Genomic DNA, 12,716 nt, shown 5'->3' on the forward strand with positions numbered 1-12,716 from the left:
CCGAGACTACGCGTCCCGTCCGGCGGCCTCGGTCCCCAGCAACGCGTCGACGAACTGCGCCGGGTCGAACGGGGCCAGATCGTCCTTGCCCTCGCCGAGGCCGACGAGCTTCACCGGGATGCCGAGCTTGCGCTGCACGGCGATCACGATGCCGCCCTTCGCGGTGCCGTCGAGCTTGCTCAGCACCACGCCGGTCACGTTGACCACCTCGGTGAAGACCCGGGCCTGTTCCAGGCCGTTCTGCCCTGTCGTGGCGTCCAGGATGAGCAGTGTCTCGTCGATCGGGCCCTGCTTCTCCACCACCCGCTTGACCTTGCCCAGCTCGTCCATCAGGCCGATCTTGTTCTGCAGGCGGCCGGCGGTGTCGATGAGCACGGTGTCCACGCCGGTGTCGATGCCGCGCTTGACCGCGTCGAAGGCGACGCTGGCCGGGTCGGCGCCCTCCGGGCCGCGGACGGTCTCCGCGCCGACTCGCGAGCCCCAGGTCTCCAGCTGGTCGGCGGCGGCGGCCCGGAAGGTGTCGGCCGCGCCGAGCAGCACGGTGCGGCCGTCGGCCACCAGCACGCGGGCGATCTTGCCGCAGGTGGTGGTCTTGCCGGCGCCGTTGACGCCGACGACCAGCAGCACCGCCGGCGTGCCGTCCTTCGGCGCGGTCCGCAGGGACCGGTCCAGGCTCGGGTCGAGCGCGTTGACCAGCTCGGCGGCGAGCAGCGCGCGCAGCTCGGAGGCCGAGCGGGTGCCCAGCACGCGGGTCCGCTCGCGCAGCCGGTCGACGATGTCGCGGGTGGCGTCGACGCCGACGTCGGCACCGATCAGGCTGTCCTCGATTTCCTCCCAGACGTCCTCGTCGAGGTGGTCCCGGGCGAGCAGGCCGAGGAGACCCTTGCCGAAGACGTTCTGCGAGCGGGACAGCCGGGAGCGGAGCCGGACCAGCCGCCCGGCGGTCGGCTCGGGCACCTCCACGGCCGGCGCGGGCGCCTCGATGACCGGCGGTGGCTCGACCAGGACACCGGTGGTCAGATCGGACTCCGGTGCCTCGACAGGCGGGCCGGCGAGATCCTCCTCGGCCCGGGTGTCGACCTCGGTGCGCGGTAGCGGGGGCTCGGGCCGTCGCCGCAGGCGCGGCACGACCAGCCCGACTGTGCCGACGATCAGCACACCGAGCAGGACCAAGGCGAGGACGAGATATTCGGCCATGCCGGAATCCTTCCAGATGCCGGCGACGCCGTCCCAGCCACCGCCACCCGGCCGCTGTCCGGTAACCGGCGGTAGGCTCGGCCGCATGCCCGCCGCACACCTGCTCATCGGCCCCCTTCTGCGGCGCGTGGTGGACACCCGGGCGACCATCTGGGTGGAGACGGCGGCGCCCGCCGTGGTCACCGTCCGCACCGCCGACGGCGCCACCGGCACCGCACCCACCTTCTCGGCGTACGACCACCACTACGCGCTCGTGGTGGTGGAGGGGCTCACCCCGGACAGCGCGACGACCTACGAGGTGCTGGTCGACGACGAGGTGGTCTGGCCGGTGCCGAGCAGTGGCTTCCCGCCGAGCGTGATCCGCACGCGGGCCGCCGACGACCGGGACCAGCCGGTCAGCTTGATCTTCGGCTCGTGCCGGGAGACCACCCAGCACGCCACCACCCGCAAGCTCCCGCCGGACGCGCTGGACGCGTACGCCCGGCGGTTGATGGCCGACCCGGAGCAGGCGCTGCCCGACCTGCTGGTGCTGCTGGGCGACCAGGTCTACGCCGACGTCACGTCGCCGACGGTGCGCCGGCTGCTGAAGCGTCGACGGCGGCGGCCGAAGGGCGCCCCGGCCGACCAGGTGGTGAGTTTCGACGAGTACACCAAGCTCTACCTGGAGTCCTGGCGTGATCCGGAGATCCGCTGGCTGCTCTCCACGGTGCCGAGCGTGATGATCTTCGATGATCACGAGATCATCGACGACTGGAACACGTCGGCGGCCTGGCGGGCGGAGGTGCGCGAGCAGCCGTGGTGGGCCGAGCGGATCGGCAGCGGGCTCGCCTCCTACTGGGTCTACCAGCACCTGGGCAACCTCTCGCCGGACGAGATCGCCGCCGACCCGCTCTTCGCCAAGGTCGCCGCCTCCGAGGACGCCACCGGCGTGCTGCGGGACTTCGGGCGCCGGGTTGACCAGGAGTCCGACCTCGCGCACGACACCGAGCGCTGGCGGGCGGTGCAGTACCAGTGGAGCTACGCGCTGGACCTGGGCCGGACCCGGCTGGTCATGCTGGACAACCGGGGCAGTCGGGTGCTCGACCCCGGCAATCGGGCGATGCTGCCGCCGGGCGAGTGGTCCTGGTTCCTCGACCAGGCGCACGGGGTCTACGACCACCTCGTGGTCGGTGCCTCCCTGCCGTGGCTGCTACCGCAGGGCATCCACCACATCGAGGCGTGGAACGAGAAGCTCGCCGACTCGCACCGTCCCTGGGTGGCGCGCGGGGCGGAGAAGCTGCGTCGCGCGCTGGACCTGGAGCACTGGGCGGCCTTCCGGCGCTCGTTCGAGGCGCTCGCCGAGACCTTCGCCCGGATCGGCACCGGCACGCCGGGTCGGTCCGGCGTACGGGTCGGCGCCGGGCCCGCGTACGCCCCGCCGGCGTCGATCAGCGTGCTCTCCGGCGACGTGCACCACTCGTACGTGGCGAGGGCCCGGTTCGCCGACCCGGCGGTGGTCACTCCGGTGCACCAGCTCACCTGCTCGCCGATCCACAACCAGGTGCCGGCCAGCATCCGGCCGCTGATGCGGCTGGGCTGGTCGTCGGGCCCGGCCGGGGCCACCCGGGCGCTGGCCCGCTCGGCCGGTGTCCGCCGCCCCGGGGTGCGCTGGCGCAAGCTGGCCGGCCCCTACTTCGGCAACGCCGTGGCCACCCTGACCCATCGGGGCCGTGGGGCCGAGGTGACCATCGAGGGCACCACGAGCGACGGCCGACTACGTCCGGTGATGTCCCGCCGGCTCGCCGGCGACGGCTGATCCGGCCCCGGCCGTAGTCTCTAGCCCGTGGACGAGCACCTGCCGGAGCCGATCCGGGCGGTCGAGCACGAACTGACCGCCCTGCTTCGCCGTGGTCGGGCGGTTTCCTGGGAGATCGCCCGGGAGGTGCACCCGAACCTCGAACCCAACACGTACGGGCTGCTGCTGTGGCTGCGCCGGAGCGGGTCGATCCGCCTGACCGAGCTGGCGGCACGGCTCGGGGTGGGCAAGGGGACGTTGAGCCGACAGATCAACGGCCTGGAGGCGCTCGGCCTGGTCAACCGCGACCCGGATCCGAGTGATCGGCGGGCCGCCCAGATCAGCCTCACCGAGGAGGGCCAGCGCCGGTTCGACCTCGCCCGATCCGCCCGGTTGGGGGAGTTCCTGCGCGCCCTGGACGACTGGCCCGCCCGGGACGTCGAGGAGTTCGCCCGGTTGCTCGGCCGGTTCAACGACTCCTGGAAGTGACCCCCGCCGACGGGGAATGACCCAGCGGTCCCACAAGTTGTTGCTTGAGGCAACCAAAGCATACGGTTGCCTCAGGCAACTCCCAGGCGGCCACTCGGAGGCAGGCAACGATGAGCCAGGCGACAGCGCCCAGCAGGGCGACCGGCGTCGACATGACCCACCGACAGATCCTGGAGGCCCTCTCCGGCCTGCTGCTGGGCATGTTCGTCGCGATCCTCTCCTCCACGGTCGTCTCGAACGCGCTGCCGCGGATCATCACCGAGCTGCACGGCGGCCAGTCCGCGTACACCTGGGTGGTCACCTCGGCCCTGCTCGCCACCACCGCGACCACCCCCATCTGGGGCAAGCTCGCCGACCTGACCAGTAAGAAGCTCCTGGTCCAGCTCTCCCTCGGGATCTACGTGCTGGGCTCGGTGCTGGCCGGCGCCGCGCAGGGCACCGGCGAGCTGATCGCCTGCCGGGTGCTCCAGGGCATCGGCGCCGGCGGCCTCACCGCGCTGGCTCAGGTGATCATGGCCAGCATGATCGCGCCGCGCGAGCGGGGTCGCTACAGCGGATACCTCGGCGCCGTGATGGCCGTCGGCACCATCGGCGGCCCGCTGATCGGCGGCGTCATCGTCGACACCTCCTGGCTCGGCTGGCGCTGGTGCTTCTACGTCGGCGTGCCGTTCGCCGTCGCCGCGCTGGTCGTGCTCCAGAAGACCCTGCACCTGCCGGTCGTGAAGCGGAAGGCACAGATCGACTGGTGGGGCGCCACGCTGATCACCGCGGCCGTCTCCGTGCTGCTGATCTGGGTCTCGCTCGCCGGCGACCAGTTCGCCTGGGCCTCCTGGGAGTCCGCCGTCATGGTGGTCGGCGCCCTGGTGCTCGGCGCGCTGGCGATCCGGGTGGAGACCCGGGCCGCCGAGCCGATGATCCCGCCACGGCTGTTCCGCAACCGCACAATCACCCTGGCGGTCGTCGCCAGCATCGCCGTCGGCGTCGGCATGTTCGGCGCCTCGGTCTTCCTCGGCCAGTACTTCCAGATCAGCCGCGGTCAGAGCCCGACCATGTCCGGCCTGATGACCCTGCCGATGATCCTCGGCCTGCTGGTCTCCTCCACGCTCAGCGGACGGATCATCACCCGCACCGGCCGCTGGAAGCGGTTCCTGGTGCTGGGCTCGGCGCTGCTGACCGTCGGCTTCGCGCTGATGGGCACGCTCCGCGCGGACACCAGCTTCACCCTGCTCAGCTGCTACATGGCGGCGATCGGCATCGGCCTGGGCATGACCATGCAGAACCTGGTCCTCGCCGTGCAGAACACCGTCGGCCCGCACGAGCTCGGCGCGGCCAGCTCGGTGGTGGCGTTCTTCCGCAGCCTGGGCGGCGCGATCGGCGTCTCCGCGCTCGGCGCGGTACTCGCCCACAAGGTCAAGGACTACACCGCCGAGGGCCTGGCCCAACTCGGTGTCCCCGCGTCCAGCTCGGGCAGCGGCGGCGTCCTGCCCGACGTGCACTCCCTGCCCGGCCCGCTGCGGACGGTCGTGGAGAGCGCGTACGGCCACGGTGCCGGCGACATCTTCCTGGCGGCCGCCCCCTTCGCGCTGATCGCGCTGATCGCTGTGAGCTTCATCAAGGAGGTGCCGCTGCGGCAGCACAACAGCTCTCCGATCGGCGCCGAGGCCGAGCAAGAATCAACCATCGCGGCCGGAGCTGGTGCCTCCGTGGTCCGTACCGGCCAGCAGAGGTGAGGTAGCCAGCCATGAGCGTGGGAGCACCGGACCGCGAGGAGTACGGCCCCCGGACCCGTCCACTGCCCTTCGAACGCGGCACGGACGGGCCCCGGGTGGTCCTGGTCGGCGTGGACGGCACCCGCACCTCCGAGCGGGCCGGCTGGTACGCCGCCGGCCTGGCCCGCCGGCAGGGCGCCGCGCTGGTGGTGGTCTTCGTCAGCTCGGCGAGCGGCCTGACCGCCCTGGTGCCCGGGATGGACGCCGGCGCGGTGCAGCGGACCCACGACGAGCTGGCCGACGAGCTGCGTCGGGAGTGCCGGCGCGGGGCCGAGGAGCTGGGCGTGCCGCTGACCTTCCTGTGCCGCCGCGGCGACGCGTACGGGGAACTGTGCGCGGCGGCCGACGAGTTCCAGGCCGACATGGTCGTGGTGGGGGCCTCCGAGCAGGCCGGTCACCGGCTGGTCGGCTCGGTCGCCACCCGTCTGGTGCGCACCGGGCGCTGGCCCGTCGTCGTCGTGCCCTGATAACCCGTCGCGAAGTGTCAGCCGCGCCGGGCAGGATGCGCGGCATGACCTGGACTGCGCCGGAGATCACCCGGACCCAAGAACCGTACGTCGGCGACGAGCGCACCATGCTCGAGGGCTGGCTCGACTACCACCGCCAGACGCTGCTGCTCAAGTGCGCCGGGCTCACCGCCGAGCAGCTGAAGACGCCGAGCGTGCAGCCCTCGGGGCTCACCCTGCTCGGCCTCGTACGCCACATGACCGAGGTGGAGCGCTGGTGGTTCCGCATCCGCGCCGCCGGCGAGCACCTGGATGACCTCTACAACACCGAGGCGAGCCCCGACGGCGACCTGGACGACATCGCCGACGCCGACGCCGAGACCGACTTCGCCACGTACGCCGCGGAACTCACGGCGGTCCGGGCCGCGACGGCCAAGCTGTCCCTGGACGACACTTTCCTGCGCCGACGCCGCGACGGCAGCGCCGACGAGATGAGCGTCCGCTGGGCCTACGTGCACATGATCGAGGAGTACGCCCGGCACAACGGCCACGCCGACCTGATCCGGGAACGCATCGACGGCGCGACCGGCGAGTGACCGCCGCTCAGTAGTCCAGGGCCGCCCGCAGGTAGCGCAGGTCGGCGTGACCGCCCCAGCGGTGCGCCGACAGCCCGGCGGCGCGGGCGCCGCGCACGGCCCAGTCCTCGTCGTCGACGAAGAGGACGCGGGCCGGCCGGGTGGCCAGTGCCTCGCAGGCGGCCTGGAAGTACTCCGGGGCCGGCTTGTGCACCCCGAGCGTCGAGGAGTTCACCACCACGTCCACCTCGTCGGCGAGGCCGAGCGCGGCCAGGTCGGCGTCGAGCAGGTCGGTGGCGTTGGTGGCCAGGCCGACCTTGATCCCGGCGGCGCGTACCTCCCGGACGAGGTCGAGCACCTCGGCGTCCACCTCGCCCCGGTAGCGCTGCCACTGCTCGACCGCCGCCCGGGCCCGGTCCACACCGCCGGCCGGCTCGGCCAGCGCGTCGGCCACGCTGCTCACCCAGGCGGCGTGGCTGACCTGGCCGGTGAGCACCGGCTGGAGCCGGCCCCACTGCATGGCGATCTCGGTGAGCACACCCTCGCCGAGGCCGAACTCCCGCTCCACCCCGGCGGCCACCGCCGGGTCGAACCGGCGCAGCACGCCGTCCAGATCCAGCAGGAGCGCCGTCGCGCGTTCCCGAGCCACTACCCGTTCTCCTCGCCGCGGCTGTGCCGCTGGTCGTCCTCGTCGGTCCGGTTGAGCCGTTGGCTGATCACCTGGGTGACGCCGCTGCGCATGGTGACGCCGTAGAGGGCGTCCGCGATCTCCATCGTCCGCTTCTGGTGGGTGATGACGATCAGCTGACTCTTCTCCCGCAACTGTGCCAGCAACGTGATCAGCCGGCCCAGGTTCACGTCGTCCAGGGCCGCCTCCACCTCGTCCATGATGTAGAACGGGCTGGGCCGGGCGCGGAAGATCGCCACCAGCATGGCCACGGCGGTCAGCGACCGCTCGCCACCGGAGAGCAGCGACAGCCGCTTGATCTTCTTGCCGGGTGGGCGGGCCTCCACCTCGACGCCGGTGGTGAGCAGGTCCTCCGGGTCGGTGAGGATCAGACGGCCCTCGCCGCCGGGGAAGAGCACGGTGAACACCTGCTCGAACTCGCGCGCAGTGTCCTCGAACGCGCTGGCGAAGACCTCCAGGATCCGCTCGTCCACGTCCTTGACCACGGTGAGCAGGTCCCGCCGGGTGGCCTTGAGGTCCTCCAGTTGCTCCGAGAGGAACTTGTAGCGCTCCTCCAGCGCGGCGAACTCCTCCAGCGCGAGCGGGTTGACCTTGCCGAGCAGGGCCAGCTCGCGTTCGGCCTTGGCGGCCCGCTTCTCCTGCACCGGTCGCTCGTAGCGGACCGGCTCGGGCACCGGCAGCCCGTCGCGTTCGGCCGCCGCCACGTCGGCCTGGGTGGGCGGGACGGGCTGGGCGGGGCCGTACTCGGCGACCAGGGTCTCCACGTCCAGCCCGAAGTCCTCGGCCGCCTTCGCCTCCAACTGCTCGATGCGCAGCCGCTGCTCGGCGCGGGCCACCTCGTCCCGGTGCACCTGGCTGGTCAGCCGCTCCAGCTCCGCGCCGAACCGCTTGGCGGCCCCGCGTACCTCCTGGAGTTCCGCCTCGCGGGCGGCCCGTTCGCGCGCGACCGCGTCGCGGTGCTCCTCGGCCGCGGCGATCGAGGTGGTGAGTCGGGTGAGCGCCTCCCGGGCGCCGCCGGCGACGGCCCGGGCGATGCCCGCGCCCCGGGTGCGCGCCGCACGCCGGGCGGCGGCGCGTTCCCGGGCGGCCCGCTCCGCGGTGGCCTGCCGGGCCAGCGAGTCGGCCCGGCCGGCGATCGAGGAGACACGCTCCTCGGCGGTACGCACCGCGAGCCGGACCTCCATCTCGTTCTGCCGGGCCTGCGGCACCATCGCGGCGAGCTGGTCCCGTTCCTCGCTGGACGGCTCGGCGTCGACCGGGGTCTCCTCGGCCAGCCGCAGCCGCTCCTCCAGCTCGTCGAGCGCGGCGAGGTCCCGCTGCCGGGCAGCCTCGGCGCGGGCCCGGGACTCGCCGAGCCGGTCGGTCTCCGCCTTCGCCGAGCGGGCCGCCGCACCCAGCTCGGCCAGCCGGCGGGCGGCCGCGTTGCGGTGGCTCTCCGCCTCGCGCTTCTCCGCGGCCGCGTGCTGCACGGCCTCCTTGGCGGCGGCCACCTCGGCGCGCGCCTCGCCGAGCTGGTCGCGCAGCTCCGCGCCGGTGCGCTCGGCGGCGAGCCGGTTGGTACGGGCCTCCTCGACGGCGGCCTGCACCTCGATGTAGCTGGGCGCCTTGGCCGACCCGCCGGCCGCCGCGTACGCCCCGACCACGTCCCCGTCAGGGGTGACGGCGCGCAGTTCGGGGTTGCCGGCGACCAGCTCGGCGGCGGCGGCCAGGTCGTCGACCAGCGCCACGTCGCGCAGCGCCCGGTGCACGGCGGGGCGCAACTCGGCGTTGCACTCCACCAGGTCGGGTGCCCATCGGGCGCCGTCGGGCAGCTTCGGGCGCAGCGCGTCCGCCGAGCCGGTCATGCCAGGCCCGGCAGGGCTGCCGATCAGCAGGCCGGCCCGGCCGGCGTCGGAGATCTTCAGCAGCCGCATGGCCTCGACGGCCTCGTCCACCCCGCTGACCGCGACCGCGTCGGCGAGGCCGCCGAGCGCGGCGGCCAGCGCGGCCTCGTTGCCCGGCGCGACGGTGAGCAGACCGGCGAGGCTGCCGAGCAGGCCGGGCACGTCGCCGGCGCGGGCGAGCAGAGCGCCCGCGCCGTCCTTGCGCCGCAGGCCCAGGGCCAGCGCCTCCTCCCGGGCCTTCCAGGTGGCCGCGTCCTTCTCCGCCGCGCGCTCGGCGTCGGCCAGCGACCGGACGGTGGCCTGCGCCCGGTCCTGCGCGGCGACCGCCTCGGCGTGCCGGGCGTCGAGGTCGGCGTTGTCCCGGTCCGCCTCGGTGGACTGCGCGGCCACCGCGTCCAGCTCGGCCTGCGCCTGCTCGGCGCGGCCCAGGGCGTCGGCGTGCGCGATGGCGAGTCGTTCGATCTCCTCGGCGGCGCTGGTGGTCCGCGCCCGGGCCGAGTTGACCTGGCCGGTGAGCCGGGCCATCCCCTCCCGCCGGTCGGCGATGGCCTTGGCGGCGGCGACCAGTTCCCGCTCGGCGGCGGCGAGCTGCCGTTCCAGCTCCTGGCGGTGCTCCACCGCCTCGGCCAGCCGGATCTGGTCGTCGGTGAGCGCCGCGCGCAGCTCCTCCTCCTGCTCGCGGACGCGCTCGGCCTCGGCCTCCAGCTGGTCCGGGTCGCGGCCGGTCCGCTCGTCGTCGCCGGTGGTGCTCAGGTGTCGCAGCCGCTCCCGGGCCAACTGTTCGATCGAGCGGAAGCGTTCCTGCAGCGCGGAGAGCTTGTACCAGGTGTCCTGGGCGGCGGCGAGCAGCGGCGCGTCCTCGGCCAGCGCGGCCTCCAGCTCGCCGAGCCGGCCCTGCACCTCGGCGTGCTCGGCCTCGACCTGCTCGCGCCGCTCCCGCACCGCGGTCTCGTCGGCGATCTCCCGATCGAGAGTGGTGCGCAGGGTCGCCAGGTCGTCGGCGAGCAGCCGCAGCCGGGCGTCGCGCAGGTTGGCCTGGATGGCGGCGGCGCGGCGGGCCACCTCCGCCTGCCGGCCCAGCGGCTTGAGCTGGCGGCGCAGCTCGGCCGTCAGGTCGGTCAGGCGGTTGAGGTTCACCTGCATCGCGTCGAGCTTGCGCAGCGCCTTTTCCTTGCGCTTGCGGTGCTTGAGGACGCCGGCCGCCTCCTCGATGAACGCCCGGCGGTCCTCCGGCTTGGCGTGCAGCATGCCGTCGAGCCGGCCCTGGCCGACGATGATGTGCATCTCCCGGCCGATACCCGAGTCGGACAGCAACTCCTGGATGTCCAGCAGCCGGCAGGAGTTGCCGTTGATCTCGTACTCGCTCTCGCCGGAGCGGAACATCCGGCGGGTGATGGAGACCTCGGTGTACTCGATCGGCAGCGCGCCGTCGGTGTTGTCGATGGTGAGGGTGACCTCGGCGCGACCCAGCGGCGCCCGGCCGGCGGTGCCGGCGAAGATCACGTCCTCCATCTTGCCGCCACGCAGCGCCTTGGCGCCCTGCTCGCCGAGCACCCAGGCGATGGCGTCGACGACGTTGGACTTGCCGGAGCCGTTCGGGCCCACCACGCAGGTGATCCCGGGCTCCAGCTTCAACGTCGTGGCGGAGGCGAAGGACTTGAAGCCCTTGACCGTCAGGCTCTTGAGATACACCTTCTCGATCCTCGTCCGGTGGCCGCCGTACCGTCGCCGGCAGCGCGGACCTGGGTGAACCCGCAGACTAACCCGGTGGCGCGAGCGGCCGGGCACGCGACCCGCCCCGGGTCACGCCCGTCGAGGGCGCGGGACGCGATCGGAAGCCGATCGCACTGTTGTTGCGGCGGCAGCGAGAAAGACAAACACCGTTCATGATCGGCCGGCCGACCGACGCCTTTCGGAAACAGTCGGCGCCGTTCGCCCACGGTCAAACGACAAGATCATAAATTGTCGGCGGCGATAGGAGCCGGACAGCGTTGCGCGCCGGCACTGGGGTGTCGGCGCGCATTTTTGCGGTGGTGCGATTCAGTTTTCCGACCCCGAAGATCAGGTCAGCGCCGGCTCGGCCAGACGGAGCAGGTCGTCCGCCTCCGCCGCAGCCGCCGCGAGCCGATCGTTGTCGGCGCGCAGACGCGTGATCTCGAACTCCAGTGCCTGAACCCTGGCACGCAGTCGGGTGACCTCGTCGAGCAGACGCCGGTCGGGCGCTGCACCTACGTGGCCGTAGAGGGCCTTCGCCATGCTGACTCCTTGATATGCGCTGCCGGAAAGGCCGGCCAACGCGCGCCCATTTGTACGCGGCTGTCATTCCAGGTGTATCTGGGCATGACCGGGCGCGACTGGCGACACCTATATATTGAGCCGCAAACCCCTCCTTCGTCAAGTTCTCGCAGGCCGTAGATCATCTCTACGTCGACCTGTCCACTTGTCGGGGGGCTGCCTCACGGCACGGACACGCTCTGTCCGGACACCTTTACTGTACGCCCGGATTCCCGGAAGTCCGCACCTTGGCGTCCGACTTCCCCTTAACTCTTCCTTAGCCACGTTGCCGCAGGTCGTGGGCGAGTCGTAGCGTCACCCCGGCCCGCAACCGACCCCGTGGAGGCAGTGCCGTGTACGGCTGGACCGACCCGATGGACCCGAACGGCGCCCCCCGGCGCGCCGAGCGGCCGACCGACGAGCCGGACTGGCTGAGGGACCGCCCGGAGCCCCGCTCGTCCTACCTGTTCGGAGACGACCCCGACCAACCCGGTGACGAGTGGCACCGTGCGCAGCCCACCGCTCGCTGGCAGCAGGATCCGGAGCCCGCCCCCTCCGGGCCGGCCGACGACCGAACCACCGCCTGGGTGGCGTACGAGCCCGCCTACCAGCCGGACGACGAGCCGACCGGCGACTGGCGTGCCAGCGGCCCGACCGAGGAGACCACCGGCGGCTGGAGCACCGGCGCCGGCGACGACACCAGCGGCTGGCGGACCGACGCGACCGATGCCGGCCGTCCGAGCGAGGGGCGGCACCGCTCTCCGCGGCGCTGGCGTCGACCGTTGATGATCGGCGGCGCCGCCGCGGCGGCCACCCTCGTGGTGAGCTTCGGCGTCGGCGCGCTCGCCCTGCCCGGCGGAGACGGCGCGGACAGCGAGCCGACCGCCGTCGACGACACCATCGCCGCCGCCCCGGCGGTGCCGACCGAGCAGCCGCCGGTCGACAGCCTGGTCGCACCCTCCCCGACCAGCTCGCCCAGCCCGGCGAAGCCGAGCCCGTCGCCGACCAGGGTCGTCAAGCCCACCCCGGAGTCGTCGCGGACCACCGCCGCGTCGCGGCGCAGCGCCCAGCGCAGCAGCGCGCCGAGCACCACCACCGGCTCGGGCTCCAGCGGCACCGTCAGCGCCCAGGCCCAGGAGGTCGTGAACCTGGTCAACGCCGAGCGGGCCAAGGCCGGCTGCAAGGCACTGAGCGTCGACGACAAGCTGATGACCGCCGCGCAGCGGCACAGCCAGGACCAGGCCGACCACCAGGACATGTCGCACACCGGCAGCGACGGCAGCAACGCCGGCGTCCGGCTGGACCGCGTCGGCTACTCCTGGCGCACCTACGGCGAGAACGTGGCGTGGAACCAGAAGACGCCGGCCGCCGTCATGGACGCCTGGATGAACAGCTCGGGCCACCGGGCCAACATCCTGAACTGCGCGTTCACCGAGATCGGCGTCGGTATCGCCAGCAGCAACGGGCCGTACTGGACGCAGGTCTTCGCGGCACCGCGCTGACCGCGCGTCGTCGGCGCCCCCGCGCTCGTTTGACCCGGTGAGGTACGCCGGGCCGGAGCGTGGGGGCGACAGCGTACCGGTGAGGGCGGCGACCGGCCGCCCGCGACCCGGGAGCTGCC

Annotated in this window: 10 protein-coding genes; 6 read left to right on the forward strand and 4 right to left on the reverse strand. The window is 73.0% G+C overall.

The features are described 5' to 3' along the window. Nucleotides 1-6 precede the first annotated feature (6 nt). Nucleotides 7-1,197: a signal recognition particle-docking protein FtsY gene (ftsY, locus tag M8C17_RS13215; RefSeq protein WP_252416722.1), complete on the reverse strand. Its 1,191-nt coding sequence runs from the start codon at nt 1,195-1,197 to the stop codon at nt 7-9. An 85-nt stretch (nt 1,198-1,282) separates the two neighbouring features. Here ftsY and M8C17_RS13220 point away from each other — a divergent pair, with 85 nt between their 5' ends. The 5 genes from M8C17_RS13220 to M8C17_RS13240 all read left to right on the forward strand — a co-directional run bounded on the left by M8C17_RS13220 (nt 1,283) and on the right by M8C17_RS13240 (nt 6,271). After that, nucleotides 1,283-2,992, forward strand: a complete 1,710-nt coding sequence (locus M8C17_RS13220) for an alkaline phosphatase D family protein (RefSeq protein ID WP_252416723.1) — start codon at nt 1,283-1,285, stop codon at nt 2,990-2,992. A gap of 27 nt (nt 2,993-3,019) precedes the next feature. After that, nucleotides 3,020-3,460, forward strand: coding sequence for a MarR family winged helix-turn-helix transcriptional regulator (locus tag M8C17_RS13225; protein ID WP_252416724.1), 441 nt, complete (start codon nt 3,020-3,022; stop codon nt 3,458-3,460). Between the two features lie 110 nt (nt 3,461-3,570). Next, nucleotides 3,571-5,190, forward strand: a complete 1,620-nt coding sequence (locus tag M8C17_RS13230; RefSeq protein WP_252416725.1) for an MDR family MFS transporter — start codon at nt 3,571-3,573, stop codon at nt 5,188-5,190. Between the two features lie 11 nt (nt 5,191-5,201). Continuing rightward, nucleotides 5,202-5,696, forward strand: coding sequence for a universal stress protein (locus M8C17_RS13235; RefSeq protein ID WP_252416726.1), 495 nt, complete (start codon nt 5,202-5,204; stop codon nt 5,694-5,696). A 44-nt stretch (nt 5,697-5,740) separates the two neighbouring features. Next, the gene (locus M8C17_RS13240) at nt 5,741-6,271 is read left to right on the forward strand and encodes a DinB family protein (RefSeq protein ID WP_252416727.1); all 531 of its coding nucleotides are present in this window, start codon (nt 5,741-5,743) and stop codon (nt 6,269-6,271) included. Nucleotides 6,272-6,278: 7 nt separating this feature from the next. On the opposite strand, the gene M8C17_RS13245 is transcribed toward M8C17_RS13240, so the two are convergent. The 3 genes from M8C17_RS13245 to M8C17_RS13255 all read right to left on the reverse strand — a co-directional run bounded on the left by M8C17_RS13245 (nt 6,279) and on the right by M8C17_RS13255 (nt 11,077). Next, nucleotides 6,279-6,899 (reverse strand): HAD-IA family hydrolase, encoded by a 621-nt coding sequence (locus M8C17_RS13245; protein WP_252416728.1) that lies wholly within the window; start codon nt 6,897-6,899, stop codon nt 6,279-6,281. Further along, nucleotides 6,899-10,513, reverse strand: a complete 3,615-nt coding sequence (gene smc / locus M8C17_RS13250) for a chromosome segregation protein SMC (RefSeq protein ID WP_252416729.1) — start codon at nt 10,511-10,513, stop codon at nt 6,899-6,901. Before smc ends, M8C17_RS13245 begins: the two co-directional genes overlap by 1 nt. A 369-nt stretch (nt 10,514-10,882) precedes the next feature. Continuing rightward, on the reverse strand, nt 10,883-11,077 hold the full coding sequence (locus M8C17_RS13255; protein ID WP_007456482.1) for a hypothetical protein: 195 nt from the start codon (nt 11,075-11,077) through the stop codon (nt 10,883-10,885). A 371-nt stretch (nt 11,078-11,448) separates the two neighbouring features. Between M8C17_RS13255 and M8C17_RS13260 the strand changes: the two genes are divergently transcribed. Then, entirely contained in the window at nt 11,449-12,597 is a 1,149-nt protein-coding gene (locus M8C17_RS13260; RefSeq protein WP_252416730.1) for a CAP domain-containing protein, read from the forward strand. Nucleotides 12,598-12,716: the final 119 nt, after the last annotated feature.

Origin of the sequence: Micromonospora sp. RHAY321 (genome assembly GCF_023896955.1) — a bacterium.
In the GTDB taxonomy this organism is placed as follows: Bacteria; Actinomycetota; Actinomycetes; order Mycobacteriales; family Micromonosporaceae; genus Micromonospora.